Here is a 26,767-nt window from a genome sequence, read left to right on the forward strand (position 1 = left end):
GGTCCGTACGGACCCGGCCCTCGGCGGTGCTGGTGGTCAGCGGGTCAGCGCTCGACCTCACCGGCGATGAACTCCTCGACGGCCTGGTGGGCGTCGTGGTCGGCGTACTGCACCGGCGGGGACTTCATGAAGTACGACGAGGCCGACAGGATCGGGCCGCCGATCTTCCGGTCCAGTGCGATCTTCGCGGCGCGGACCGCGTCGATGATGACGCCGGCCGAGTTCGGAGAGTCCCACACCTCGAGCTTGAGCTCGGCGTTGAGCGGGGTGTCGCCGAACGAGCGGCCCTCCAGGCGGATGTACGCCCACTTGCGGTCGTCGAGCCACGGCACGTGGTCCGACGGGCCGATGTGCACGTCGCTCTTGCTCATCTCGTGCGGGATCTGCGAGGTGACCGACTGAGTCTTCGAGATCTTCTTCGAGACCAGCCGCTTGCGCTCCAGCATGTTCATGAAGTCCATGTTGCCGCCGAAGTTGAGCTGGTACGTGCGCAGCAGCTCGACACCGCGGTCCTCGAAGAGCTTCGCCAGGGCGCGGTGCACGATGGTGGCGCCGACCTGGCTCTTGATGTCGTCACCGACGATCGGCAGGCCAGCGTCCTCGAACTTCTTCGCCCACTCCGGGTCGGAGGCGATGAAGACCGGCAGGGCGTTGACGAACGCGCAGCCGGCGTCGATCGCTGCCTGGGCGTAGAACTTGGCGGCCTGCTCGGAGCCGACCGGGAGATAGCAGACGACGACGTCGACCTGCGCGTCGCGCAGCGCCTGCGCCACGTCGACGGGGGTGGCGTCGGACTCCTCGACGATCTCGCGGTAGTACTGGCCCAGACCGTCGAAGGTCGGACCACGCTGCACGCTGATGCCGGTCGGCGGCACGTCGCAGAGCTTGATGGTGTTGTTCTCGCTGGCGACGATCGCCTCCGCGAGGTCCATGCCCACCTTCTTGGCGTCCACGTCGAACGCCGCGACGAACTCCACGGCGGAGACGTGGTAGTCGCCGAAGGCAACGTGCATGAGACCCGGGACGCGGTCGTTCGGGTCGGCATTCCGGTAGTACTCGACGCCCTGAACAAGGGACGAGGCGCAGTTACCCACACCGACGATGGCGACGCGGACGGAGCCCATAGCGTCTGCCTCCTTCTTTTCTGTCACGGCCGCTCTTTCCTGGTCTCTCCAGGCGGAGGCGGGCTGTTGTCTTCTCGTCGGCCACCGGCCGTCCCGATGTGCGGGACCGTCGGGGCTCGGCCGGAGCGCTCGTTGGCGATGAGCTCCTCCAGCCAGCGGACCTCACGCTCACAGGCGTCAAGGCCGTGGCGCTGCAGTTCCAGGGTGTAAGCGTCGAGGCGCTCGGCCGCCCGGCCCAGCACGTCACGAAGTCCTTCGCGACGTTCCTCGATCTTGCGGCGGCGACCCTCCAGGATGCGCAGTCGGGTCGCCTGGTCGGTCCGGGCGAAGAACGCGAAGTGCACTCCGAAGCCCGTGTCGTCGTACGTCTCGGGCCCGGCCTGCGCGATCAGCTGGGCGAAGCGTTCCTTGCCTTCCGCGGTGATTTTGTAGACCACCCGACCTCGTCGGCTGGTCAGCGCGGGAACCTCCTCGGCGGTGGCGGGTGTCTCGGCGGCTTCGGTGATCCATCCCGCCGCCTGCAACCTGCGTAGGGTCGGGTAGAGCGAGCCGTAGCTGATCGCCGCCCGGATCGCACCGAGTTTGGCGGTCAGCTCTTTGCGCAGCTCATAGCCGTGCATCGGAGACTCCTGCAGGAGGCCGAGGATGGCGAACTCGAGCACTGCGCCACCCTCTCTTTACCCCCGGCACGGAGTGGTAACCGCCGCGATGTATCGGACCGATACATCGCACGTTAGCGGGTCGCGGATGCCAGGGCAAACCCTCATTCCGGGATGCTGTCGTCACGGATCGTTACCGTGGTCGCCTGGTCGGGCCGGACCGCGTACCCTTCTCCGCATGCGTACGCAGCGCCAGGTCGTCGACTACTCGCTCCAGAAGCGAGCGGTGCTGCGTGAGCTCCTGGCCGGCCGGGTCGGCACGTACGACGTCTGCGACGCGTCGCCGTACCTGAAGAACGCCGCTCGGTTCCACGGCGAACCGACCGACCGGCGCTGCCCGATCTGCCGCAGTGAGAACCTGACACTCGTCCACTACATTTACGGTGACGAACTCAAGCAGTCCGCCGGTCAGGCGCGGACACTGGCCGAGCTGCCCGTGCTGGCGATGACGCTGCGTGAGTTCCAGGTCTTCGTGGTGGAGGTGTGCCTCGGCTGTGACTGGAACCATCTCGTCGAGCAGTACCTGCTCGGTCGGGACGGTCTCACCGGCGAGGTCGACGGCACCAGTGAGCAGGACGCGGCGGGCGCCGGTGGCGCCGGCCGGCGGAGGCGAGAGGCGCAACGGTGATCTCAGCTGGTTCGACCGGCCCCGGGGCCGTAGACGTTACCCGGGACGGTCGACCGCTCGTTGGTCTGATTGGCCCGATTGATACTGCAATGACCCCGGTGAACCGGCACCCCCGTGCCGGCGTCCCGAGTGAAGCAACTCACGGCAACCCGGTGGCGGCGCAGTGGCGCCCCACCGCGACCGGCAGGGTGTGAGGAATGAACTCGTACGGCGATCCCAGTTCTGCGCGCGGGCGTGCCCAGTACCCGGGCCCGGACGGCGACCCCGGACCGGGCGCGGACGACGCGTACCGCCGATCCGGTGGCGACTCCCGCGGGAGCGGATGGTCCGCCCCGGAGCCGGCAGCGTCTCCCGGTCGCGCCTCGGTGACACCGCGGGCCGCCGGTGGGCGTGCCTCGGTGGGTGCCTCGGCGGCGGTGCCACCGCGCGCCGGATCCGCCTCGGTGGGTTCGGCCGCGCCGCGCCGGGCCGGGCGGGCGTCGGTGCCGGTGTCGCCGGCACCCGGCGTGGCCGCCGGTCGTGCCGGCGCGGGCCGGGCCTCGGTGCCCGTGTCCCCGGCGCCGGGCGCGCCGGCCGGTCGGGCCACGGTCGGCGCCGCGTCCGTCGGCGCCGCCTCGGCGGGCCGGGCCAGTGTCGGGTCGGCATCCGTGGGTGGCCGGGCCGCGGTCGCCCGGGCGAGCGTCTCACCGGTCTCCGGCGGCCCGGGTGGCCCCGGTGGGCCTGGCGGGCCGAACGGTCCGGGTCGCGGTGGCCGGGGCGGCCGTGGTCCGGGTGACCCCGGTGCGGCGGCCCGGGCGAAGAAGCGCAAGCGGATCAACCTGCTGATCGCCGGGTTCGCGGTCTTCATCATGCTCGCCGGCGTCGGCGTGGTCGGGTTCACCTACTACTCGACCAACGTGGTGCTGCCCGACGAGATCACCCCGCCGCAGGCGACCACCCTGTACGCGTTCGACAACAAGACCCCCATCGCCAAGGTGGGCGATCAGAACCGCACCCTGGTCACCATCGACCAGATTCCCGAGTGGGTGCAGAACGCGGTGGCCGCCGCCGAGGACCGGAACTTCTACCGGCACTCCGGTGTGGACTACAAGGGCATCGCCCGGGCCGGCTGGAACAACCTCTCCGGCGGCGACAAGCAGGGTGCCTCCACCATCACCCAGCAGTACGCGCGCAACGCCTACGACAACCTGAAGGACGACACCTACGCCCGGAAGGTGAAGGAGGCGATTCTCGCCTCCAAGCTCAACGACGAGTACACCAAGCCGCAGATCATGCAGCACTACCTCAACGTGATCTACTTCGGCCGAGGCGCGTACGGCATCGAGGCGGCGGCGCAGACCTACTTCGGCAAGTCGGTGAAGGACCTCAAGCCCGACGAGGGCGCGGTGCTCGCCGCTCTGATCAAGCAACCGGAACCGAGCGCCACCCACCAGGGGTACGACCCGGCGATCAACCCGACCGCCGCCCAGGATCGCTGGAACTACGTGATCGACGGCATGGTCAAGGAGGGCTGGCTGGGCGTTGCCGGCAAGCCGGAGCGGCCCGTCGCGTACCCGAAGAACATCAAGGCCCAGAAGAAGGGCGGCATCGGGATCGACTTCGGCGTCGACACCCCGTACGGCAACGTGATCAACTACGTCCGGGAAGAGATGCGGGACAGGGGTATCTGCGTCGACAAGGAGACGCTGGTGACCGAAGCCAAGCCGCTCTGCTCCCAGGCGCTGATGGCCGGCGGTTACCGGATCCGCACCACCATCGACACCAAGATCCAGAAGGCCGCGGTCGAGACGGCCCAGCGCAAGACCAAGGGCTCCGAGCTGGCGGGTCAGCCGAGCAACCTGATGGCCGCGGTGGTCGCTGTCGACCCGAAGAACGGTCGGGTGCTCGCGTACTACGGCGGTGACAACGGCACCGGCACCGACTACGCCGGCAAGAACACCGACTCCACCGGGGCGATCAGCGGCGGCCACTCGCCCGGATCGAGCTTCAAGATCTACACTCTGGCGGCCGCGCTCAAGGCCGACAAGGCCCTCGAGTCCCGCTGGAAAGGCAAGGCCTTCACCCCGGAGGGCACCGAGTTCAAGGTCAGCAACGCCGGCACCGACGACCCGAGTTGCCACAACTCCTGCACGCTGCGAACGTCCACGCTCAAGTCGCTGAACGTGCCGTTCTACCACGTCACCGAGGAGATCGGCGCGGACAAGGTCGTCGACATGGCCAAGCAGGCCGGCGTCACCACCATGTGGCGCACCGACACCAACCCGGCTAAGGCGTACGACCTGACCAAGGCCGACCCGAAGAAGATCACCCCGGAGCCGTTCTTCAACGTGGTCGGCTACGGCCAGTACCCGATCACGGTGCTGGACCACGCAAACGGTGTGGCTACCTTCGCCAACGGGGGCGTCTACAACAAGGCACACTTCCTCTACTCGGTGGAGAAGCAGAACCCGAACACCGGCAAGTGGGAAAAGGTCGCCAAGGGCAGCGAGAAGCTCGACTCCCAGCCGCGCATCGACAAGGACGTGGTGGCCGACGTGACGTCGGTGCTGAAGGACTACCCGGCCGCCGTCAACCACCGCCTCGACGACGGCCGCAAGGCCGCCTCCAAGACTGGCACCTGGGAACTCAGGGGCGACAGCGAGGACAACGGCGACGCCTGGATGATCGGCTACACGCCGCAGTTGGCCACCGCCGTATGGGTGGGCAACGTAAAGGACCGGAAGGCACTCAAGCTCAAGGACGGTCGCAAGGTCAGCGGCGGAAACCTTCCCGGTGACATCTGGGAGCGGTTCATGGACGAGGCGCTGAAGGACAAGGAGAAGGTCGACTTCCCGCCAGCGGCGAACATCGGCGACCCGGAATCCGGCAACGGTGAGGCGCCGCCTCCGCCCCCGCCGCCCCCGGGTGGCTTGCCGGGCCTGCCCGGCCAGCCCGCCTGTGACCCGCTGACCAACCCGTTCTGCCCGCGCACCGACGGCAACAACGGTGGCAACAACCCGAACGATCCAGGCCGGCCTGGAACAGGCGGCAACGGCGGCGGGCTGCTGCCCAGCCTGCCACCGACAAACCGGGACTGACCGCAGCGCTGCACGACGCCGCCGCCGGCCGGACGACCTGTCCGGCCGGCGACGGCGTTTCCGTACCCGGATCCGCGCGCCGGGACGGGACGCGCACCCCGGTCGTACGGCAGGATGCCTCTTCATGAGCACCCAGTCGACGCCCGGCATCGACGACGCCGGAACCACCGACCACCCGTCCCGCTCCGACGGGTTCGTCCGCGGCATCTCCGGCATGATCGGTGGGCCCCTGGGCGACCACGCGACGGCACTGGACCGGCCGGCCGGTGGGGAGCGGCGGTTCTGGACCGCAGTCCGGATCGTGCTGGCACTGGTCTGCCTCACGCTCGCTCTGCACTGGGTGCAGAAGTCGCCGTGCCAGGACGGCGCCTGGCAGGACAACGAGCAGTACACCCGGTTCTGCTACACCGACGTGCTCGCCCTCTACTACGCCGAGGGGCTCAACGAGGGCAAGGTGCCCTACCGTGACCACCCGGTCGAATACCCGGTGCTGACCGGCTACTTCATGGGGGCGCTGGGCCTGCCGGTGCACGCCCTCGGCGACGGCGACCCGAGCATCAACCAGGGCCAGTGGTTCTACAACCTCAACGCCCTGGTGCTGGGCGCGCTCGCGGTGGCCACGGTGGCGGTGATCCTTGCGCTGCGCCGTCGACGACCCTGGGACGCCGCGTTGTTCGCGCTCGCCCCGGCGCTGCTGCTCACCGCAACCGTCAACTGGGACCTGCTCGCCATCGGGCTGGCCGCGTTCGGCCTGCTGGCCTGGGCCCGGAAACGACCGGCGGTGGCCGGAGTGCTGCTCGGCCTCGCCGGCGCGGCGAAGCTCTGGCCGCTGTTCCTGTTGGGGCCGATCCTCATCCTGGCGCTGCGGGCCGCCCAGCTGCGCGCCGCGCTCATCGCGGTCGGGAGCGCCCTCGCCGCCCTGGTACTGGTGAACCTGCCCCCCGCGCTGGCGTATCGGGAGAACTGGGACCGGTTCTTCGAGCTGAACAGCACCCGGCCCATCGACTGGGGCACGCTCTGGTACATCGGGCGCTACCTCGACGGCAAGGTCGGTGGCGACCCCGCCCGGCTCGGCCCGTTCGAGTGGCTGAACGCCAACATCCCGACCCTCAACACTGTCTCGTACGCCCTGTTCGGGCTGGCCTGCCTCGGCGTGGCGGTCCTGGCGCTGCGGGCGCCCCGCCGACCGCGGCTCGCCCAGCTCGCCTTCCTGGTCGTCGCCGCGTTCCTCATCTTCAGCAAGGTCTGGTCCCAGCAGTTCGTGCTCTGGCTGCTGCCACTGGTGGTGCTGGCCCGACCGAAGTGGGGGGCCATCCTGGCCTGGCAGTTCGCCGAGGTCTGCTACTTCGTCGCCTTCTACGGCGAGCTGCTCGGCGCGGCGACCAGCCGCCCGGTCTTCCCGGAAGGGGTGTTCGTGCTGGCCTCGACGCTGCGGCTGGCCACCGTGGTGGTGCTCTGCGTACTGGTCATCCGGGAGATTCTGCATCCCGAGCGGGACGCGGTGCGGGCCACCTATGCCGACGATCCGGACGGCGGCGTGCTCGACGGCGCACCGGATGCCCCCTGGCTGGACCGCTGGCGCCGAACCACGATCAACAAGCCCGCACCCGAACCCGCGACCATCACCTGATCCACAAGCCCGACGGCCCGGAGCCGGGCTGGCTCCCCGCAAACCCGCCCCAGAAGCCAGCTGCGTCAGAGCCGGTAGACCACCGCGCCGTCGATCTCCTGTCGGGTGATGCCGAGCAGATCGACCGGGGCGTCGATCGTGATCTCCCACGGCGTCCCGGCGACCTGCCCGCGCAGCAGCACCACAGTGCGGACGCCGAACGTGCGCAGGTAGTCGACGCTGGTCTGGTCGGGGAACGACTGGGTCACCCGGCGAACGTCGTCGAGCTGGCGCGGAGTGAAGCCGCTGCCGCCGTTCACCACGTCCGGGAATCCGCTGGTGGACCAGAGCATCACGTGCTGGTCCAGGCTCTGGTTGCTGGGTAGCACCAGCAGCGGCCCCTCCACCGTGCGCAGCGCGGCCGGCTGGGTCGGCACCACCGGATGCGGGGTGGTGTTCAGGCCCTCCACGGTGACCAGCAGCAGCGGCAGCAGGGTGGCCAGGCGCAGCCACGGCCCCGGCCAGGACGGGATCCGCTGCGCGGCCAGCTCGCGGACCCGTTCGGTGAGGGCGGTGACCGCGCCCGCGGCGAGCAGGGCGAGCAGCAGGGTGGTCCAGAGCATCAAACGCCCCGGGGTACGCAGCGCGTTCCAGCCGGGTGCGTGCTCGAACAGCGGAACGTAGGTGAAGGCGCCGTCGAAGAAGCGGGTGCCCATCGCGAAGGCCATCGTCAGCAGAACCCCGGCGAGTAGCAGCAGCCGGTGCCGCAGCCGCCAGACCGAGAAGAACAGCCCGCCGGCGGCCAACGCGTACAGCACGAAGCCCGGCAGCAGGGTCATCTCCGGATGCCACGGCAGCGCCGCTCGGGCGCCCTCGTGCAGCCCGCCCCAGATCCGCGACTCCGCGGGCGCGGTCACGAAGCCGGACGCCGGCGGCGAGAAGATGCTGATGTCACCGATGGTGCGCTCGGCGTACGGATGCAGCTCGGTCACCCTGAAGTACGGGATCGCCATCAGCAGACCCACCCCGGCGAAGAGCAGCCCGCCGACCACGTCGGCGACCAGCAGCCGGCGGCCGAACGGCAGGGCCTGGCCGGTGCGGAGTCGCCGCGCGTAGAACAGGACGGCCGCGACCAGCACCGCGCAGGCCAGGAAGTACGCGAACGGCAGACCGATGCCGAAGCCGAGGCTGAGTTGCCAGGCCGCCACCAGCCAGCCGGCGTAGACCCAGCCGTCGTGCCGGCGCTCGGGCCGGTAGCCGTGCCGCAGCGACCAGCCGTGCCCACGCGCCAGCATGGCCAACGCCAGCGGGATCCCGCCGTTGGAGAGCACGTGCAGGTGCCCGGCCTGGGCCAGCAACCACGGCGCGTAGGTGTAGGCGACGCCGGCGACCGCGGCGCCGATCCGGCCCGCGCCGAGCTGCCGGGCCAGCGCGTACGCCCCCAGCGTGGCGAGCGCGTGCGCCAGCACGAACATGATGTTGTAGCGCAGCACCGCGTCCTCGGGGCCGCTGCCGAGCATGCCGGCCGGGGCGTAGCCGAGCAGCGTGTCGGAGAACGCGAAGCTCCACAGCTCGGGGAAGAACGTGTTGGACTGCCACAGGCGCGCCGGCTCGGTCAGCAGGATGTGCCCGGACCAGGCCATCTGCCACGCCTGCAGGCTCGGGTCCCAGTAGTCCTGCGGGAGGGTGTAGCGCGGGTAGCGCAGCGTCGGCCAGGTCATCAGCACGGCCAGCGCCAGCGCGCCGAGGCTTGCCAGGGTCCACTCGTGGATCAGGTACCGGCCGACGGCGCGGGCCGACCGGCTGAGCCGGGAGGGCACCGGCTCCGGCGCGGAGGCGAACGCCTCCCAGCGCTCGGATCCCGCCGACTTCGCCTCACCGTCGACCTTCACCGGACCGTCTGGTTCGCCGGCCTTCCCGCCCTTGGCTGCGTCGCCGCTCTCGGCCGGATCGCCTTCGGCGGCACTGTCCTTCTCCGCACCGTCCTTGCCCGCGCGGTCCTTGACGGCACCATCCTTCTCCGCACCGCCCGTAGCCGCGCCGGGCTTGGCCTTACTGTCCTCGGCCGCGCTGTCCTCGGCCGCGCTGTCCTCGGCCGCGCTGTCCTCGACCGCGCTGTTCCCGGCCGAGCCGGGCTCGGGGCCGTCGTGCTTCGTGGAGCCGGGCTTCGGGTCGTCGTCCCTGGCGGTGGCGGCTCTCGTACCGTCGTTGGTGACGATGCTGGCTCTCGTACCGTCGCCGCTGACCGCATGGTCCGTGCCGGCGGCGGCGGTCGTGGTGTCGGAGGCCGTGGCGGCGCGCGCCGCCGGGGTGGGGGTGCCGGCGGCGGCCGGGATCGCGGGCCGGATCCGGGCGTCCCCGGTGGGGGTGGGCCGGGCGCTTCCGGTCCCGGGCTGGCCGGTCGTCATGCTGCCGTGCTCTCCGTCCCGAGCTGCTGGCGGAGGAAGTCGATGTCGGCGGCCTGGCCGGCGACACCGCCCGGTGTCTCGACGACCACCGGCGCGCCGGCAGCGCGGATCACCGCCACCACCAGCTCCGGGTCGATCGTCCCGCCGTCCAGGTTGTCGTGCCGGTCCTGGCCGGAGTTGAAGGCGCCCTTGGAGTTGTTGGCGTGCACCAGGTCGATCCGCCCGGTGATCGCCTTGACCCGGTCGACCAGGCCGAGCAGTTCCTCGCCGCCGGCGTACGCGTGGCAGGTGTCCAGGCAGAAGCCGACCTCGTGGTCGCCGATGGCGTCCCAGAGGCGGGCCAGCGCGTCCAGTCGACGGGCGCACGCGTTGTCGCCGCCGGCGGTGTTCTCGATCAGGACGGGGACGCCGAAGCCGCCGGAGTCGGCCGCGTACGCGAATGTCTTGCGCCAGTTGTCGAAGCCCACGGCCAGGTCGTCCCCGGCGTTGACGTGCCCGCCGTGGACGATCAGGCCCTTCGCGCCGATCGCGGCGGCCGCGTTCGCGTGCCCGAGCAGCAGCTTGCGGCTGGGGATCCGGATGCGGTTGTTGAGGGTGGCCACGTTGATGACGTACGGCGCGTGCACGTACAGGTCGACCTCGGCGGCGCGCAGCCGTTCGGCGTCCTCCCGGGGCTTGGGCGCCTTCCACCCCTGCGGGTCGGAGAGGAAGAACTGCACGGTGTCGGCGGACCGGGCGGTCGCCTCCGTCAGCGGGTCGGTCGAATCGACGTGGGCTCCGATACGCATGCGAGCGAGCCTACGTCGCGACCCCGACGGGTGGGGCGACCGGCCGGTGCGGTGTCGCCGTCGACGGCGTCACCGAACGGACCGACGATCGTTGATGGGATTGAGTCGGCGGCCAGCGCCGGTGCCGTCGATGGCGTGACCGCCGCGTACGGCAACCGGTGGTCGACGGACCGACAACGAGGTCACCCCCCGCCGCGCGGCCCGGCGTGGCGGGGGCGGCCCCCCGGGCACATCAGATCCGACCGATGAAGAATCTCGGAAATTTGTGCTTTTCCCCCCGACAAGGTACGAGAGCCGTTGTATCGTCAGATAACAACACGATAAAGCTCCGCGGGGCGTCTTCGGTCCAACCTCATCGGTGTGGTCGTTCCTCCCCAGGTCCCACCCAAGGAATGCGGACGGGACGCCCCGCGGCCTCGTTGACGGGGGTCCACCACCGGCCGGTGACGGTCGGACGGTGGGCCCCCGTCGGCACGTCCGGGCGCTGGCCCCACCACCACAGGCATGATCGTTCGGACCGGGTATCCTGGTCAGGTTGTCCGCGTCCGGCCGGGTTCCCCCGGTACGTGCGGGCAGCGACGCACGACCTCCTGCCACGGAAGGACCGTGGCCGCTTAGCCCACAGGAGGTGAGCACGTCTTGCGTCATTACGAAGTAATGGTGATCCTCGACCCCAGCCTCGAGGAACGCACCGTCGCCCCGTCGCTCGACACGTACCTGAACGTGATCCGGACCGCGGGTGGCTCGGTTGAGAAGACCGACGTGTGGGGCCGCCGGCGCCTCGCGTACGAGATCAACAAAAAGGCCGAGGGCATTTACGCCGTCGTCGACCTGCAGGCCACGCCTGCCGCGGTGGCCGAGCTGGACCGTCAGCTCCGGCTCAACGAGTCCGTGCTGCGCACCAAGGTCATCCGGCCGGAGATGCGCTAAGCATTCAACCCGGTTCGCCCGGATCAGCCTCCGCGGCTCTGTCATACGGCTCTGGGAGCCTGTGCGACGAGACGCTGAGTGCGCGAGGAGATGGTCATGGCAGGAGACACCACCATCACGGTCATCGGCAATCTGACCGATGACCCCGAGTTGCGGTTCACCCCCTCCGGGGCGGCGGTCGCCAAGTTCCGAGTCGCCTCGACGCCCCGTTTCATGGACAAGGCGTCGGGCGAGTGGAAGGACGGCGAGCCGCTGTTCCTCGCTTGCACCGTGTGGCGGCAGGCCGCCGAGCACGTCGCCGAGTCGCTGCAGCGTGGCGCTCGGGTGATCGTGTCGGGCCGGCTCCGGCAGCGGTCCTACGAGACCCGCGAGGGTGAGAAGCGCACCGTCATCGAGCTTGAGGTCGACGAGATCGGCCCGTCGCTGCGCTACGCCACGGCGAAGGTGCAGAAGATGTCCCGCTCCGGCGGTGGCGGCGGCGGCTTCGGTGGCGGTAGCGGCGGCGGTGGTGGTCAGGGTGGCGGCGGAGGCAACTTCGACGACCCCTGGGCTTCGGCCGCACCCTCTCCCGCGCGTGCCGGTTCGGGCGGCAACTTCGACGAGGAGCCCCCGTTCTAATGGCGCCGAGCGCCCGCGATCGCAAACCAGGAGCACGAGCAATGGCCAAGGCTGCGGCACTTCGCAAGCCGAAGAAGAAGGTGAACCCGCTCGACAAGGACGGGATCACCTACATCGATTACAAGGACACCGCGCTGCTGCGCAAGTTCATCTCCGACCGCGGCAAGATCCGCGCTCGACGGGTGACCGGCGTGACCTCGCAGCAGCAGCGGCAGATCGCCCGTGCGGTCAAGAACGCCCGTGAGATGGCGCTCCTGCCGTACACGGCTACCACCCGCTGAGAGGAGGCACCGATATGAAGATCATCCTGACTCAGGAAGTGTCCGGCCTCGGTGCCCCGGGCGACATCGTCGAGGTCAAGGACGGCTTCGGCCGTAACTACCTGCTGCCGCAGGGCTTCGCGATCGCCTGGACCAAGGGCGCGGAAAAGCAGGTCACGGTCATCAAGCGGGCCCGCTCGGCCCGCGAGATCCGCGACCTCGACCACGCGAACGAGGTCAAGGGTCAGCTCGAGGGTCTCAAGGTCAACATGAAGGCCCGCGCCGGCGACGGCGGTCGGCTCTTCGGCTCGGTCACTTCGGCCGAGATCGTCGACGCCGTCAAGGCCTCCGGTGGCCCGGTCCTCGACCGACGCCGGCTGGAGGTGCCGGGTCACATCAAGTCGACCGGCACCTACCCGGTGAAGATCAAGCTGCACCCCGAGGTGACCGCGTCGTTCAACCTGAACGTCGTTCAGGGCTGACACCAGCGACACCACCACGAGGGCCCGTGCCGAGCGATCGGTGCGGGCCCTCGTGCGTACCGTCGTCGGGCCCGCGCCCGGTCAGCCGATCGCCTGACCGGTCACCGCGCTGATCAACACCGTGGAAAGGCCCCCGCCCACCACCGCGGCGGCGAGCGCGATGGTGGCCGAGCGCCACGTCGTACCGACCCGACGCAGCAGCGCCGCCACCACCAGACTGCTCACCAGCGCCAGCCCGAAGCGGGGCGAGCCAGCGAGCAGCGACTCCAACGCACGCGACCGGGGCGAGTCGCACCCGCCTCCGCTGATGTCGGTGACGCACCCGGCCGGTGCCTGGCTGTCCAGGGTCAGCAACCAGACGAAGACCAGCACCGCCGGCAACAGGTAACAGGCGGCGGTGTACAGCAGCGGCCGGATGGACCCACCAGGATCCGGGTCCAGCAGGTCGTCCTCCAGGCGCCGCGCCCAGCCGCCCGTCGCCACGGACTCGACCCGCCGGCGCACCGAGGCCACCCCCACCGGCGGTTGGTCCACCCGACGTCGTGGCCCACCACCACGGGGTACGGGAGCACCACGCGGTACGGGAGCGCTCCGCGGGCGAGGGGCGGTGTAACCCACCACCGGTGACCGGGGTGCCGACGTCGACAGATCCATCCAGCGTGGGTCGTCACCGGCCAGCCGAGTGCCGGACCAGAACCGGTCGTCCCCGCTCGGCGGCCAACCCTCGGCCGCCACCGACCGGTCGGAGCGCGGCGCCAGCGTCCGGTCCCACTGGTCGTCCTCGACCGCGGACCGCTCCCACTGGCCGGTGCGGTCGGACCGTTCCCAACCACCGATGCTCTCCGCCTGCGCCCACTGCCCACTCAGGTCCGTGCCGTCCGCCTCGGCCACCGGCGGCCACGCGTGCACGCCCGAGGCGTCCCACGGGTCCACCGCCGGCGCGTACGACGGGTCGGGCTCGGGCGCAGGGTCGGATCCGCGCTCCCACGGGTCGGCCGCCGGACGGGTCCAAGACTCCTCCGCACGACGGCTGCGCCGGGTGGGCCGCTCCGTTTCCCAGCGGGGCACCGGCTCGGCCGGGGCGGGCTCCAGGTCACCGCCGGACCAGATCACCTGCGGGCGGCCAGCGGGCGCACGCCGGGGACGGCGGTCCGGGACCGCGCCGGAGACCGGCTCCTCCTCCGTCGAGTCGGCACGCCGGCGGCCGGCGTACCCCTGCTCCTGTGGACGGTCGAGCGTCCACTCCCGGGTGTGGTCCGAGTCGGGCGCCGCGCCGATCGCCGGTCGCTCCCGCCAACCCGTCTCACTGACCAGCCGCCGGGTGCTCGTCGTCTCGCTGGCCCGCCAGCCGGCTCCGGAACCCGGCAGCTCGGGCTCGGCCTCGTCGTCATCCGGGGCGGCGTGACGGCCACCGCCGTCCGCGTGCCGGACCCCCGACTCCAGTGCCCACCGGGGCAGGTAGGCGTCGACCGGCTCGTCCTGCCCCCGATCCAGTGCACGCCGACGGCTGGAGGTGCGATAGCGCCCGTCCTCGTCGTACGGGTCGACCGGAAGGGGTGGCACGCGCTCACCCCACGAGGCGGTCGGCTGGCGCTCGCGCGGGCTGCCCTCCCCGCGTCCCCAGTCCCGGTAACTCACGGCCGGAGTGTGACCCTTCTGAACCGAAAGCGTAATCCGCTGTCCAGGTGTAGCCGTTCGCTGGAGATAGTACGGGACGATCGTGTCACAGGCCCGACCGAAATATTCTCCTCCACAGGCTGGGGACCGCATATCCGCAGGTCAACGAGGTATGGCCCGGAATTCCCCAAGCGTTGTCCACAGGCTGTGCACACGCTGCGCACATGCTCGTCCACGACATCCACAGGTTGTCCCGAGGCTCGTCCACCGCCGCTGTTGAGTCGCTGACCTCGCGGTCCGTATGGTTGGCCCTCGACCGCCGGCGCGATGGCCCCCGATCGACCGGCCCGGTCGGGCGGAATTGTCGTACCGAGGCGATAGAGCTGGAACCGGATCCGGCGCAGTGGAGGGGGGACCCGTGTCGGTCACCGACGACATGCGGGCGGAGCCACGCTCCGGCGGCCAGCCGCCTGCGCAGCGCGACGGCCAGTTCGACAAGACCCCGCCCCAGGATGTCGCAGCCGAGCAGTGCGTCCTCGGCGGCATGCTGCTCTCCAAGGACGCCATCGCCGACGTCGTCGAGATCCTGAAGACCAACGACTTCTACCGGCCGGTGCACGCCACCATCTTCGACATCATCCTGGACATCTACGGCCGGGGTGAGCCGGCCGACTCGATCACCGTGGCGGCGGCCCTCGCCGACTCCGGCGATCTGGTACGCATCGGCGGTGCGCCCTACCTGCACACCCTCATCGCCAGCGTGCCCACCGCCGCGAACGCCGCCTACTACGCGCGGATCGTCAGCGAGCGGGCGGTGCTGCGCCGGCTGGTCGAGGCCGGCACCAAGATCGTGCAGTTGGGTTACGGCACCGCCAACGGCGGCAGCCGCGACGTCGACGACATCGTGGACCTCGCCCAGCAGGCCGTCTACGACGTCACGGAACGTCGGGTCAGCGAGGACTTCGCGGTCCTGGCGGACATGTTGCAGCCGACGCTGGACGAGATTGAGGCGGTGGGCGCGCAGGGCGGGATGATGACCGGCGTCCCGACCGGCTTCACCGACCTGGACCGGCTGCTCAACGGCCTGCACGCCGGGCAGCTCATTATCGTGGCCGGAAGGCCTGGTTTGGGCAAATCGACCGCAAGCATGGACTTTGCCCGGAATGCCGCTATCCGCGCCAACCAGGCGGCCGCCATCTTCTCGCTGGAAATGAGCAAGGTCGAGATCGTCATGCGACTGCTCTCCGCCGAGGCGCGGGTGCCGCTGCACGTGCTGCGCAGCGGGCAGCTCTCCGACGACGACTGGACCAAGCTGGCCCGGTGCATGGGCGAGATCAGCGAGGCGCCGCTCTTCGTCGACGACACGCCGAGCATGAACCTGATGGAGATCCGGGCCAAGGCCCGCCGGCTCAAGCAGCGGCACGACCTCAAGATGATTGTGGTCGACTACCTCCAGCTGATGACCTCGCCGAAGCGCACCGAGAGTCGGCAGCAGGAGGTCGCCGACCTCTCCCGTGGCCTCAAACTGCTGGCCAAGGAGGTCGAGTGCCCGGTCATCGCGGTCAGCCAGCTCAACCGCGGCCCCGAGCAGCGCACCGACAAGCGCCCCCAGTTGTCCGACCTGCGCGAATCGGGTTGCCTGACCGCGGAGACCCGGGTGGTGCGCGCGGATAACAACGCCGAGATCACTCTCGGTGAGTTGTTGGCTGACGGCGCAAAGGACATCCCGGTCTGGGCGCTCGATGAGAGCCTGCGCTACACCCCCCGCACCATGACGCACGTCTTTCCCAGCGGCACACGTGAGGTGTTCCGGCTGACCCTCGCATCAGGTAAGCAGATCGACGCGACGGCCAACCACCCCTTCCTGGCGTTCACCGGGTGGGTGCCTCTGGGTGAACTGTCGGAGGGGGACCGCATCGCCACACCGCGCCACCTACCGCCCCCGATGACCATTCGCCCGTGGGTCGACGCGGAGCTCGTGATGTTGGCACACCTGCTGGGCGACGGTTCCTTCGTGCGGCGTCAACCGATTCGATACGCCAGTCGCGACGAACTGAACCTGCAGGCCGTCATGGAAGCGGCGAAACACTTTGGGATCTCCGCTGTCCGGGATGACTACGCGGCGGCGAGGGTTACCACCCTCCGCCTGCCCGCGCCCTATCGGCTGGCCCGCGGTCGGCGCAATCCCATCGCGGCCTGGCTGGACGAGCTCGGCCTCTTCGGCCTCAGGTCGCACGAGAAGTTCCTTCCCGCCGCCATGTTCAACCTGCCCAAGGAGCAGGTCACCACTTTCCTGCGACACCTGTGGGCCACGGATGGCTCGGTCACCGTGAACCGTTCGGGTCGCGGCGGCCGTGTCTACTTCGCGTCCACGAGCCGCCGCATGCTCGAGGACATCTCCCGACTACTCCTCAGGTACGGCATCACCGCTCGACTGAAGGTCGTGCCTGTGGTGGGGCACCGACCGCAGTACACGCTCGACATCTCCGGTCGGGACGACCAACTACGGTTCCTGCGCGAGATCGGCGTTCATGGGCAGCGGTCAGAGGGCTGCGCTGAACTACTCGCCGCGCTGGAGTCGACGGAGAGCAATACCAACGTCGACACCGTGCCGCGAGAGGTGTGGACCAGGGTGCGAGAGATCCTGGTAGAGCAGGGGATGACCCACCGTGAGTTCGCAGAGGCCATCGGCACCCAATTCTGCGGCAGCGCCCTCTGGCAGCGCGCGCCCAGCCGCTCTCGCCTGGCCAAGATCGCTACTGTCCTCGATGCGGCAGACCTGGACCTGCACGCCACCAACGACATCTTCTGGGACGCGATCGTGTCGATCGAGTCCATCGGCGAGCGAGAGGTGTTCGACGCTACCGTTCTGGGGAAGCACAACTTCATCGCGAACGGGATCGCCACCCACAACTCCATCGAGCAGGATGCCGACGTTGTCATCCTGCTGCACCGCGACGACTACTACGACAAGGAGTCGCCGCGCGCGGGCGAGGCGGATTTCATCATTGCCAAGCACCGAAATGGCCCCACCGACACGGTGACGGTCGCGGCCCAGCTGCACCTCTCGCGCTTCGTCGACATGGCCATCGTCTGACCGGCGCGAGCACCGACGCTCAGCCCAGCAGCGGGAACCAGCCGGCCGACTCGCCCAGCTCCAACCGGTCCCGGTCGGTGAGCGGGAGACGCCCGGTGGCCTTCAGCAGGAACTCCTCGTCGTCCCACGCCGTGGGGCGGACCGCGTCGTCGCTCATCAGGCCGTCCATGGTCGCCACCGCGACCCGTACCGCCAGTGGGCCGGGCGGCGGCGCGTCGGGCAGTTCCAGCGTCAGGTCCAGGTGATGCACCATGGCCTCGGTGGTCAGGGTGGCGAGGAAGTCCGGTACCCGCAGCACGTGGCCCTGCGTGGTCACGTACCCCGTCGGGTCGGCTGCGGCGGCGGCCCGGACCGCCGCCGGGGCGGTGTCCCGCCAGAGCCGGACGATGCCGGACGGCCGGTCGAACGCGGCGGCCGACCGGCGGACCCACCAGGCGTGCCGGGCGTCGTCACCGCCGCCGGAGGGAAAGCCGCGCCAGTAGCTGACGTCGTCCACGTCGGCGGGGCCGTCGGCGGGGCTGGCCAGCGCGACCAGGGCCCGCTGGGCGTCGCCGAGCACGTGGAAGAGCACGTCCGCGACGAGCCAGCCCTGGCAGCGGGTGGGTCGTTGCAGGTCCGCGTCGTCCCGGCCGTCGACCACGCCGGTGATCGCGTCGTACGCCTGGGCCAGCGCCTCGGCCGGCCGAATCGCGCTCATGCGATGCAGCCTCGCACGGACCTTCCCGCCCGCCAACCATCGGCGACAGTTGCGGTGGGCGAAGCGCCCGGGCCGACGCGCGGGTCGGCCCGGGCGGGATGCTGACCTCGGCTCAGCCGAACATCTCGTCGAGGAAGCCCTTGCGCTTCTTGTGCCGGTAGTGGCCGTGGTAGCCGTGGTGCTGCTGGCCGCCGTAAGCCGGCGCCGGCGGGTAGCCGTGGGCGGGCGGGGGCGGTGGCGGCGGGGGGACCGCACCGTAGCCGGGCTGGTGCTGCGGCGGTGGGTAGCCCCCGGGCTGCTGAGCGGGCTGCGGCGGCGTGCCGGCCTGCTGGCGGCTCCAGTTGGCCTCCGCCTCGAAGAGCTTCTCAAGCTCGCCGCGGTCGAGGAAAATGCCTCGGCACTCCCCGCACTGGTCGATGACGACGCCGCTGCGCTCGTACTGACGCATTTCTCCGTGACACTTGGGACAGGTGAGACTCATCATCCGAAGGTACCCGGTCGAGTCACGCGGTCGCCGTAAGCGCCTCGATCACCTCCTCGTCGGGGACCTCGTGGAAGTCCTCGTAGTAGACGCTGACCGCGCCGAAATCCTGCGGGCGCTGGGCGCAGACGACCTGGTCGGCCTCGGCGGCCAGTAGCTCGTACGCCTCCTGCGCGCCGACCGGCACCGCGACCACCACCCGGCGTGCGCCGAGTCGGCGGACGACCTCGACGGCGGCGCGCGCGGTCGCGCCGGTGGCCAGGCCGTCGTCGACGATCACCGTGATCCGCCCGGCGAGGTCCAGCGGAGGGCGGCCGCCCCGGTAGAGCCGCTCCCGGCGCTCCAACTCGGTCTGCTCCCGGTGGTTGACCTCGGCGATGTCGTCGCTGCTGAGCCGGCTGGCCACCGCCTCGTTGAGCACCTGCACGCCGCCCGGGCCGAGCGCGCCGAAGGCGACCTCCCGGGCCCACGGCATGCCGAGTTTGCGGACCACCAGCACGTCCAGTGGCGCGCCGAGTCGTTCGGCGACGACCCGGGCCACCGGCACGCCGCCGCGGACCAGGCCGAGGACGACGACGTCCGGCTCGCCGATGAGTGCGGTGAGCCGATCGGCGAGCACCTGGCCCGCCTCGGCCCGGTCGCGGTACGTGGTCATGCCTTCAGGTGTACGCCCTGTCGCGTCGCTCCGCCCGGCAGTTACGCCGAAGTGGTCCGACCGGACAGCTCGCCGGGCACCGGGACGGTCGACGAGTCGGTGGTGCGGTGCAGGGCGGGCGCCCAGGTGAGCAGGGCCAGCGGGTACAGCAGGTAGCCGAAGCGGGTCGAGGGCATCAGGACGATCGCGGCGAGCAGCCCGTACCCGCAGATCAGCGCGGTGGCGACGGCGGTGCGCGGCGGGCGGCGGGCGAGTCGGACGGCGATGGCCAGGCCGGCCGCGACCAGCAGCGCGGCGGCGATCAGCCGGCCGGCGGGCAGCGCGGTGGCGATCAGATAGCCGGGGAACGGGGACTGCGCGGGGCTGGTGACCAGACCGTGGCCGAGCGGAAAGCGCAGTACGTTCTCGGTCAGCGCGTCGCGGTCGACCAGCAGGGCCGGGAGCAGGGTCGCCACGGGTAGCCCGATCGCGCCGGCGGCGACCCGGGTGCCGGCCCGCCGGGTCAGCCCCCACGCGATCAGGACCAGGGCGACCGGCCAGGCGAACAACTTCAGCGCGCCGGCGAGCCCGACCGCGAGGCCGGCCCGGCCGGGCCGGTCGGCGGCGGCGAGCGCGAGGGCGAGCAGGCAGAGCGCGAGTACGGGCAGGTCGTCGCCGCCGGTGGCGAGGGTGAGCGTGCAGATCGGCAGTACGGTGGCCGCCTGTACGCCCCGCAGCAGGGCGGCGCCCGGACGGTCGTCCGTGCCGGCGGGGTGTGCGCGGTGGGCGGCGCGCAGGGCGGCCACGGCCAGGGCGAGCGCCAGCGCGGTGCCCACCGCGAGCCAGACCCGGGCATCGGTCCAGGCGGCGTCGACCAGGGCTCTGGGCAGGCCGAACATCGCCATGCCCGGCTGGTACGGCGTGTAGCCGAGCAGCTGCTCGGCGGGCGGCAGGGCGGCTATGGCGTCGCGTCCGAGGTACGGCGTGCCGTGCTCCAGTAGGCGCGCCCCGGCCTGCTCCACGACCAGCACCTCCTCCTGGGCCCGGTCGGTGCGTCCGGTGGCCCGCTCGACGCTCTGCCAGAGCACGGGCAGCAGGGCGGTGCTCGCCCAGACGAATCCGGTGACCGCCCACCGGGCTGGCAGGCCGACCAGCCGGGAGGCCGAGCCGCGTCGGCGAAGGTGGAGCTGGACGACCACCGCCAGTGTGGCGATCAGGTAGCCGACGGTGGCGACCGCGCCCCAGGCCCGATGCGGCAGCAGCGTCGAGGTGACCGCGGTGATCGCGGCGAAGACGGCCGAGACGGCGTAGAGACCGAGGTCGAGGGCGAGGCCGCCGGCGGCGGTGTCGAGCGTCCGCCAGCGACGGCGAAGGGCGGTCGGGTGGTCGGCGGTCACGCGCGCCAGTCTGGCAGACCCCCGGCCAGCTCGATGTTCCGCGTCGTTCAGGCGGGGAGGTGGGGAAGTCGGTCCGGGCGGGACCGCCCGCCCTGGCGGCGGTTCTGGGTCAGCCGGATCACCGCGCCGGCGTCGTGCAGCGGCGTTGCGAGGGCGCCCGGGCGGCCGCCCGAGCCGCGCTGCAACGCCGCGAGGAGAGTGCCGGCGGGCATCGGCCGGGCGAACAGGTGCCCCTGGCCGGCGGTGCAACCCAGCTCCCAGAGGGCCCGTCGCTGCGGCTCGCTCTCCACCCCCTCGGCCACCACGTCAAGGTCGAGGCTGCGGCCCAGGTCGAGGGTGGAACGGATGACGGCGGCGGCCTCCGCCGAACTCTCCATCGTCGTCACGAAGCTGCGATCGATCTTCAGCTCGTGCACGGGGATCCGGGAGAGCAGTGAGAGCGAGGAGTAGCCGGTGCCGAAGTCGTCCAGTGCCAGCCGGATGCCCTCGTCGCGCAGCCGGCTCAGCACCCGGTCCACCACGTCGAGCTGGCTGAGCGTCAGCGTCTCGGTCAACTCCAGCACCAGCCGGTCCGGCGGCAGGTCGTGGGCACGCAGGCGGGCCAGCACCGAGCCGGGGAAGCGCGCGTCGAGCAGGCTGCGCGGGGACACGTTGACCGCGACCGGCACGTCGAAGCCGGCGTCGCGCCAGCCGGCCGCCGCGATCAACGCCTGGTCGAGGATCGCCTCGGCGAACGCCGGTAGCAGCCCGGAGCGCTCCACCGCCTCCAGGAAACGCAGCGGATCGATCATGCCGTGGGTGGGGTGATGCCAGCGGGCCAGCGCCTCCGCGCTGGTCACCTCGCCGGTGCCCAGGTCGACGATCGGTTGGAAGTTGACGACGAACTCGTGGTCGGCGACCGCACGTGGCAGGTCACCGCCGAGGGTGAGCCGGCCGAGGTCGGCGGTGTCCCGCGCCGGGGCGTACGTGGAGATCCGTTGACCGGCCCGCTTCGCCTGGTACATCGCCACGTCGGCGCGGCGCAGCAGCTCCGCCATGCCGCCACTGGCCGGGGCGACGGAGATCCCGCCGCTGGCTTCGACGCTGATCCGCATGCCGTCCAGCTCGAACGGTTCGTGCAACGCGGCGAGCAGCGTCTCCGCCCGGTGCGCGGCGACCGCCGGGGCCGGCAGCCCGCGCAGGAGTACGGCGAACTCGTCGCCGCCGAGGCGGGCCACCAGGTCACTGGCCTGGGCGGCACCCTGCAGACGTTCGGCCACCTGCACCAGTACCTGGTCGCCGGCGGCGTGCCCGAGCGTGTCGTTGACCTCCTTGAAGTGATTGAGGTCGATCAGTACCAACGCGGTCACCCCGTCCGCGTGCCGTCCGCTCAACTGCTCGGTGCCCTTGTCGAGCAGGTGTCGACGGTTGGCCAGGCCGGTCAGCGCGTCGTGCGCCGCGGCGTACGCGTGCTCGTCGGCCACCCGTGCCAGCTCGGCGTACGCCTGGGCGTTGCGTACCGCCGTGCAGAGCGCGGAGGCGAAGGTACGCAGGGTGTACTGCTCCCGTTCGGAGAGCTGCACGGGGCCGCGGAAGCGCAGCCGCAGCGCGCCGACATCGACGGACCGGTCGTGGCCCTCCAGCGGCGTGGCGACGACCGTGCCGTCCACGTCGGTGAGCGTGCCGGCCAGTCCGTCGAAGGTGATGCCGCTGGTGCCGCCGCGCACCGTGCGGGCTCCGTCGCGCAGCTCGATCTCGACCTCGTCGGCGGAGAACAACTCGGCGGCCTGGGTGACGGCGGTGGTGAGGACGTTGTCCAGGTCCACCACGTTGAGCGCGTCCGTGGTGCGGGCGAGCCGCTGCCACGCCTGCTGCTCGGTCCGACCCCGGATACGCGCGGAGTAGGCCAGGTGCAGGCTCAACATGAGCGGTGGGACGGCGAGCAGCAATCGCGGGTCGACCTGGAGGATGAGCAGCGTGCAGAGGGCTACGACGAAGCGCACACCGAAGCCGGCGAGCCGGAGGTCAAGGTTGTTCAGGAATTGCCGGGAGACCCGGGTGCCGGTCGCGAGCGCGATCACCGGGATCGCCAGCAGGTCGTCCAGGAGAGCGGCGACCAGGTAGATCGCGCCCAGCAGAGTGACGAGCTCTGCCATGCCCACCGGTGGCCACTGCCAGTGGACGGCCAGGGCGACGGCGCTCGCTCCACCGGCGACCAGGATGTTCTTGCTGACGCCGAACGCCGTCTTGATCGGCGGGAGCTTCATGACGGCCGATGCGATGCCGACACCGGTGCCGGTCGCCAACACCACCCAGGCGGGTGGGGCCACCGCGAGCCCGATCACGATTGCCGCCTCGATCCAGGTGATGGCATGCGTGGTCGAGCGGATACGGATCGGCGACTTGACGATCGTCCCGAGGGCTGTCATGAACGTCAGCGCGACGAAGGTCGCGCCGTGGCCCACCGCGTCGGGCGGGTGGGCCAGCACGTCCGTGACGGCAAGAAGTGTCGGGCCGATGGCCAGTATGACGACGAGACCGACGAGCAACAGCAGTTGTCGGTCTGTCCTGGTGGTGTTCTCTGGGGTGACCCGACTCATGAAGCTCCTGTCGTCGCCGACAGTTACATGTTGACGACGGGAGCTTACCGCTGAGTGTCACTCCGATGTCAGTGCCAGTCGCTGCCGCGCATTGCACGCTCCCCTCCACCCATCCGGCCCGGGTTCGGTATCCCCCGGGGAACTTCGTGACGAGAGCCTAAAGCGAAGTCGATGCAGTTAGCAGTAATAAATGTCGGTATGCGCAACATTAGCCAAGCTGGAGGGTTTTGTGACGTTGTGTCCATGGCCTGTGAGCGGAGCGCGGTCGACTTGTTCGGCCTGCAGCTCGCATGTTGCCAACCACCGTCGGAGGATGTGCGCGGGGCCTGCCCCGACGGTTCCTCCTCAGTCTGACGAGCAGACTCCCCAGCCTCATCCGGAGTTCGGTCTCAGGGTAGATCCGGTCGGATGAATCTGCGCCCCATGCCTTAGTGCCGCCGGTCCACAGTTTGCGGTGAAGGGGGCATGGGTTCAAATTCCGGACATCACCAATTCTCGCGCAGTGAGCGTCCGAACACCATCGATCCCGATCCTGGCCGCCCTGCCGTGCGGCTTGCCGAACTCAAGTTGCAGTTCGAAACGCCGAAGCAACAGACGGTGTGCGCGGCCCGCCAGTTCTGCTGCGCCCAACGTCCGCAGTCGACAGCGATTCTCCGACGTATGTTCGAAGCTGGATTCCGGGAAGGTGCCGAACCGGCAGCGAATGGTTACCCATTGCAACTCGATTCGGTCTCACCTTGCAGGTCCGGGCTACGCGACGAGGATCTGAAGGGCCGCCGACTCCACCTGTTCCCGGTGGTCGACCGGCGACCATTTCATACATCGCCACGCATTGACCCGCTGGGTAGCCTTCCGCACCCGGATGTGTGACGGTGAGCAGGCCGCCACCATCCCAACGGACGGCACCCGCGCCCGGCCGGCACCTCGGGGCGGCGCTCCTTCCGAACGCCATCCGGTCGCACCGCACCGATAGGCTCACCGCCGTGACCGAACCCGCGCAGCTCAGCCACGTCGACCGCGCCGGTGCGGCCCGCATGGTCGACGTCTCCGCCAAGCCGGTGACCGGCCGGCTGGCCGTCGCCGCGGGCCGCCTTCGGACCACACCCGAGGTCGTCGACCTGCTGCACCGCGACGGCCTGCCCAAGGGTGACGCGCTGGCGGTCGGTCGGCTGGCCGGGATCATGGGCGCCAAGCGCACCCCGGAGCTGATCCCGCTCTGCCACCCGATCGCCCTGCACGGCGTCACCGTCGACCTGCGGCTCACGGTCGACACCGTCGAGATCACCGCCACCGCCCGCACCGCGGACCGGACGGGGGTCGAGATGGAGGCACTCACCGCCGTCGCCGTCGCCGGTCTCGCCCTGGTCGACATGGTCAAGGCCGTTGACCCGGCGGCCTCGGTGGAGGCGGTCCGGGTGCTTCGCAAGGAGGGCGGCAAGACCGGCGAGTGGGTCCGACCGGAGGACCGGCCGTGATCCGGGCCCGGGTGATCGTCGCGTCGAACCGGGCCGCGGCCGGCGTCTACGCCGACACCAGCGGTCCCCTGCTCGCCGCCGGCCTGCGCGACCTGGGCTGCGAGGTCGACGATCCGGTGGTGGTGCCCGACGGCGAGCCGGTCGGCGCGGCCCTGCGAGACGCCCTCGCCGACGGCATCGACGTGGTGTTGACCAGCGGGGGCACCGGGGTCACCCCGACGGACCGGACGCCGGACGTGACCCGGGGTCTGCTGGATTACGAGATCCCCGGCATCGCCGAGGCGATCCGCGCGCACAGTCGCGACCGGGTGCCCACGTCGGTGCTGTCCCGAGGCCTGGCCGGGGTGACCGGTCGGATGCTGGTGGTCAACCTGCCCGGCTCGACCGGCGGCGCCCGGGACGGGCTGGCCGTGCTCGGGCCGATCCTCGCGCACACCGTCGACCAACTGCGCGGCGGAGACCACTGACCGGTCCGCGCCCAGGCCCGGCGGGTGTCGGTCCGCCCCGATAGGCTCGGCGGGTGAGCACGGAAACCGCACCAACCGCGGACGACCGGGTCGCCGCGCCCCCGCCGGCCGGGTGGGAGGAGGCGCGCTCCCGCGTCTACGCGGTCGGCCTGGCCGCCGCGCTTCCCACCCTCTCCCGGCCGCTGATCGACACTGACGGGCTGACCCTGGCCGAGCCGTTGACCGCCCGCACCGACCTTCCCGCCTTCCCCACCTCCAGCGTGGACGGCTGGGCGGTGCGCGGCGCCGGCCCGTGGCGCGTCGTCGGCCGGGTGCTGGCCGGCAACACCCCCGCGCCACTCAGCGAGGACGGCACGACCGTCGAGATCGCGACCGGCGCCATGGTGCCCGAAGGCGCGACCGCCGTGCTGCGGGTCGAGGAGTCCACCACCACCGACGGCCTGGTCAGCGGCACGCCCCGCCAGACACCGGAGTGGCGGCAACCGGGCGAGGAGGCGTACGCCGACGAGGAGCTGCTCCCGGTCGGCACGCCGGTCGACCCGGCGGTGATCGGCCTGGCGGCGTCCTGCGGGCACGACACCCTGCGGGTCCGGCGGGCGCCGCGCGCCGCGCTCCTGGTCTTCGGCGACGAACTGCTCACCGCGGGTCCGCCCGCGGCCGGCCGGGTCCGGGACGCGCTGGGGCCGGCGGTGCCCGCGTGGCTGCGCCGGTACGGCTGCCAGATCCGTCCATCCGACGTGGTCGGCCCCGTGGCCGACACGCTGCCCGCGCACGTGGCTGCCCTGCGCGCGGCGCTGGCCAACGCCGACCTGGTCTGCACGACGGGCGGCACGATGCACGGCCCGGTCGACCACCTGCACCCGGCGCTCGAGGCGCTCGGCGCCGACTACGTGGTCAACACGGTGGCGGTCCGGCCCGGCTTCCCGATGCTGCTGGCCCGGGTGGCCGGCGCCGACGGGCGGGTCCGGTTCGTCGCCGGGCTGCCTGGCAACCCGCAGTCCGCCATCGTCGCGCTGGTGTCGCTGGTCGCCCCGCTGCTCGCCGGCCTCCAGAGTCGTCCGATGCCGGTTCTGCCGCAGGCCACCTTGGCCGAGGCGGTGCCCGGTCGTGGCGACCACACCCACCTGGCGCTGGTCCGGCTGGACCGGGCCGCCGGCACCGCGTTCCCGGTGCGGCATGTCGGCTCGGCGATGCTGCGTGGGCTGGCCGGTGCGGACGGGTTCGCGGTCATTCGGCCGGGCACCAACGGCGATCCCGGTGAACGGGTGCCGATCGTGCCACTGCCGCTGCTGACCGGGGAGCGTGCGTCGTGACGGCGCCGGCGCTCACCTTCGGTCAGGTCACCGACCAGCCGCTGGATCTGGCCGCGCACGAGGCGGCGGTTGCCGACCGGCGGGCCGGCGCGGTGGTCTCCTTCCAGGGTGTGGTCCGCGACCACGACCACGGGCGCGCCGTGGTGAGCCTGGAGTACGAGGGGCACCCGAGTGCCGAGCAGGTGCTACGCGAGGTGGCCGCCGAGATCGCGGCCGAGCCCGACGTCTACGCGGTGGCGGTCTCGCACCGGGTCGGTCCGCTGGCGATCGGTGACGTGGCGCTGGTCGCCGCCGTGAGCACCGCCCACCGTGCGGCGGCATTCGAGGCCTGCGCCCGTCTGGTGGACGAGGCCAAGGCGCGGCTGCCGATCTGGAAACGGCAGGTCTTCGGCGACGGCACCGAGGAATGGGTCAACTGCCCCTGACC

The 26,767-nt window shown here is 71.0% G+C and carries 23 protein-coding genes; 13 read left to right on the top strand and 10 right to left on the bottom strand.

What is annotated here, in order from left to right; genetic code table 11:
• Positions 1–44: 44 nt before the first annotated feature.
• Together ACWD5O_RS03135 and ACWD5O_RS03140 are read right to left on the bottom strand one after the other, a co-directional pair.
• Entirely contained in the window at positions 45–1,124 is a 1,080-nt protein-coding gene (locus ACWD5O_RS03135) for an inositol-3-phosphate synthase (protein WP_449936168.1), read from the bottom strand.
• Positions 1,125–1,147: 23 nt separating this feature from the next.
• Positions 1,148–1,786, bottom strand: coding sequence for a PadR family transcriptional regulator (locus tag ACWD5O_RS03140; protein ID WP_354967115.1), 639 nt, complete (start codon positions 1,784–1,786; stop codon positions 1,148–1,150).
• Positions 1,787–1,961: 175 nt separating this feature from the next.
• On the opposite strand from ACWD5O_RS03140, the gene ACWD5O_RS03145 reads away from it, so the two are divergent.
• From ACWD5O_RS03145 to ACWD5O_RS03155, 3 genes are all read left to right on the top strand, one after another.
• Positions 1,962–2,411: a DUF5318 domain-containing protein gene (locus ACWD5O_RS03145; protein WP_387324926.1), complete on the top strand. Its 450-nt coding sequence runs from the start codon at positions 1,962–1,964 to the stop codon at positions 2,409–2,411.
• Positions 2,412–2,608: 197 nt separating this feature from the next.
• Positions 2,609–5,488: a transglycosylase domain-containing protein gene (locus ACWD5O_RS03150; RefSeq protein WP_450084455.1), complete on the top strand. Its 2,880-nt coding sequence runs from the start codon at positions 2,609–2,611 to the stop codon at positions 5,486–5,488.
• A 124-nt stretch (positions 5,489–5,612) separates the two neighbouring features.
• Positions 5,613–7,118, top strand: coding sequence for a glycosyltransferase family 87 protein (locus ACWD5O_RS03155; protein ID WP_450084456.1), 1,506 nt, complete (start codon positions 5,613–5,615; stop codon positions 7,116–7,118).
• A 65-nt stretch (positions 7,119–7,183) separates the two neighbouring features.
• Here ACWD5O_RS03155 and ACWD5O_RS03160 read toward each other — a convergent pair whose 3' ends face one another.
• Together ACWD5O_RS03160 and ACWD5O_RS03165 are read right to left on the bottom strand one after the other, a co-directional pair.
• The gene (locus ACWD5O_RS03160) at positions 7,184–9,505 is read right to left on the bottom strand and encodes a hypothetical protein (RefSeq protein ID WP_450084457.1); all 2,322 of its coding nucleotides are present in this window, start codon (positions 9,503–9,505) and stop codon (positions 7,184–7,186) included.
• Positions 9,502–10,293: a deoxyribonuclease IV gene (locus ACWD5O_RS03165; protein WP_354967120.1), complete on the bottom strand. Its 792-nt coding sequence runs from the start codon at positions 10,291–10,293 to the stop codon at positions 9,502–9,504. Before ACWD5O_RS03165 ends, ACWD5O_RS03160 begins: the two co-directional genes overlap by 4 nt.
• Positions 10,294–10,932: 639 nt before the next feature.
• On the opposite strand from ACWD5O_RS03165, the gene rpsF reads away from it, so the two are divergent.
• The 4 genes from rpsF to rplI all read left to right on the top strand — a co-directional run bounded on the left by rpsF (position 10,933) and on the right by rplI (position 12,583).
• On the top strand, positions 10,933–11,223 hold the full coding sequence (gene rpsF, locus ACWD5O_RS03170; protein ID WP_074315517.1) for a 30S ribosomal protein S6: 291 nt from the start codon (positions 10,933–10,935) through the stop codon (positions 11,221–11,223).
• Positions 11,224–11,301: 78 nt separating this feature from the next.
• Positions 11,302–11,841, top strand: coding sequence for a single-stranded DNA-binding protein (locus tag ACWD5O_RS03175; protein ID WP_172899022.1), 540 nt, complete (start codon positions 11,302–11,304; stop codon positions 11,839–11,841).
• 41 nt (positions 11,842–11,882) lie between these two features.
• Positions 11,883–12,122 carry a 30S ribosomal protein S18 gene (gene rpsR / locus ACWD5O_RS03180; RefSeq protein WP_013289355.1) on the top strand — a complete coding sequence of 80 codons (240 nt, stop codon included), beginning with the start codon at positions 11,883–11,885 and terminating at the stop codon, positions 12,120–12,122.
• Between the two features lie 14 nt (positions 12,123–12,136).
• The gene (gene rplI, locus ACWD5O_RS03185; RefSeq protein ID WP_354967121.1) at positions 12,137–12,583 is read left to right on the top strand and encodes a 50S ribosomal protein L9; all 447 of its coding nucleotides are present in this window, start codon (positions 12,137–12,139) and stop codon (positions 12,581–12,583) included.
• Positions 12,584–12,664: 81 nt separating this feature from the next.
• Here the strand turns inward: rplI and ACWD5O_RS03190 are convergent, their stop codons facing one another.
• Entirely contained in the window at positions 12,665–14,221 is a 1,557-nt protein-coding gene (locus ACWD5O_RS03190) for a hypothetical protein (protein ID WP_450084458.1), read from the bottom strand.
• A gap of 382 nt (positions 14,222–14,603) precedes the next feature.
• Between ACWD5O_RS03190 and ACWD5O_RS03195 the strand changes: the two genes are divergently transcribed.
• Positions 14,604–17,297 (top strand): replicative DNA helicase, encoded by a 2,694-nt coding sequence (locus ACWD5O_RS03195; protein ID WP_449936177.1) that lies wholly within the window; start codon positions 14,604–14,606, stop codon positions 17,295–17,297.
• 19 nt (positions 17,298–17,316) lie between these two features.
• Here ACWD5O_RS03195 and ACWD5O_RS03200 read toward each other — a convergent pair whose 3' ends face one another.
• The 5 genes from ACWD5O_RS03200 to ACWD5O_RS03220 all read right to left on the bottom strand — a co-directional run bounded on the left by ACWD5O_RS03200 (position 17,317) and on the right by ACWD5O_RS03220 (position 23,085).
• Entirely contained in the window at positions 17,317–17,994 is a 678-nt protein-coding gene (locus tag ACWD5O_RS03200) for a maleylpyruvate isomerase N-terminal domain-containing protein (RefSeq protein WP_450004796.1), read from the bottom strand.
• A gap of 112 nt (positions 17,995–18,106) precedes the next feature.
• A complete protein-coding gene (locus ACWD5O_RS03205) occupies positions 18,107–18,478 on the bottom strand; it encodes a TFIIB-type zinc ribbon-containing protein (protein WP_354967126.1) in 372 nt (123 codons plus the stop codon).
• Between the two features lie 19 nt (positions 18,479–18,497).
• On the bottom strand, positions 18,498–19,130 hold the full coding sequence (locus ACWD5O_RS03210) for a phosphoribosyltransferase (RefSeq protein WP_387324950.1): 633 nt from the start codon (positions 19,128–19,130) through the stop codon (positions 18,498–18,500).
• 41 nt (positions 19,131–19,171) lie between these two features.
• The gene (locus ACWD5O_RS03215) at positions 19,172–20,506 is read right to left on the bottom strand and encodes a glycosyltransferase 87 family protein (RefSeq protein WP_450084459.1); all 1,335 of its coding nucleotides are present in this window, start codon (positions 20,504–20,506) and stop codon (positions 19,172–19,174) included.
• 47 nt (positions 20,507–20,553) lie between these two features.
• A complete protein-coding gene (locus tag ACWD5O_RS03220; protein ID WP_450084460.1) occupies positions 20,554–23,085 on the bottom strand; it encodes a putative bifunctional diguanylate cyclase/phosphodiesterase in 2,532 nt (843 codons plus the stop codon).
• A 465-nt stretch (positions 23,086–23,550) separates the two neighbouring features.
• Between ACWD5O_RS03220 and ACWD5O_RS03225 the strand changes: the two genes are divergently transcribed.
• The 5 genes from ACWD5O_RS03225 (at position 23,551) to ACWD5O_RS03245 (ending at position 26,765) form a co-directional block, all read left to right on the top strand.
• Positions 23,551–23,955: a hypothetical protein gene (locus ACWD5O_RS03225; protein ID WP_450084461.1), complete on the top strand. Its 405-nt coding sequence runs from the start codon at positions 23,551–23,553 to the stop codon at positions 23,953–23,955.
• A 113-nt stretch (positions 23,956–24,068) separates the two neighbouring features.
• On the top strand, positions 24,069–24,560 hold the full coding sequence (moaC, locus tag ACWD5O_RS03230) for a cyclic pyranopterin monophosphate synthase MoaC (protein WP_089018438.1): 492 nt from the start codon (positions 24,069–24,071) through the stop codon (positions 24,558–24,560).
• A complete protein-coding gene (locus ACWD5O_RS03235; RefSeq protein ID WP_450084462.1) occupies positions 24,557–25,027 on the top strand; it encodes a MogA/MoaB family molybdenum cofactor biosynthesis protein in 471 nt (156 codons plus the stop codon). The genes moaC and ACWD5O_RS03235 overlap by 4 nt, the downstream gene beginning before the upstream one ends.
• A gap of 53 nt (positions 25,028–25,080) precedes the next feature.
• A complete protein-coding gene (locus tag ACWD5O_RS03240; protein WP_450084463.1) occupies positions 25,081–26,340 on the top strand; it encodes a molybdopterin molybdotransferase MoeA in 1,260 nt (419 codons plus the stop codon).
• Positions 26,337–26,765 (top strand): molybdenum cofactor biosynthesis protein MoaE, encoded by a 429-nt coding sequence (locus ACWD5O_RS03245; protein WP_089018440.1) that lies wholly within the window; start codon positions 26,337–26,339, stop codon positions 26,763–26,765. Before ACWD5O_RS03240 ends, ACWD5O_RS03245 begins: the two co-directional genes overlap by 4 nt.
• Positions 26,766–26,767 lie beyond the last annotated feature (2 nt).

The organism is Micromonospora sp. NPDC005161 (assembly GCF_053599855.1).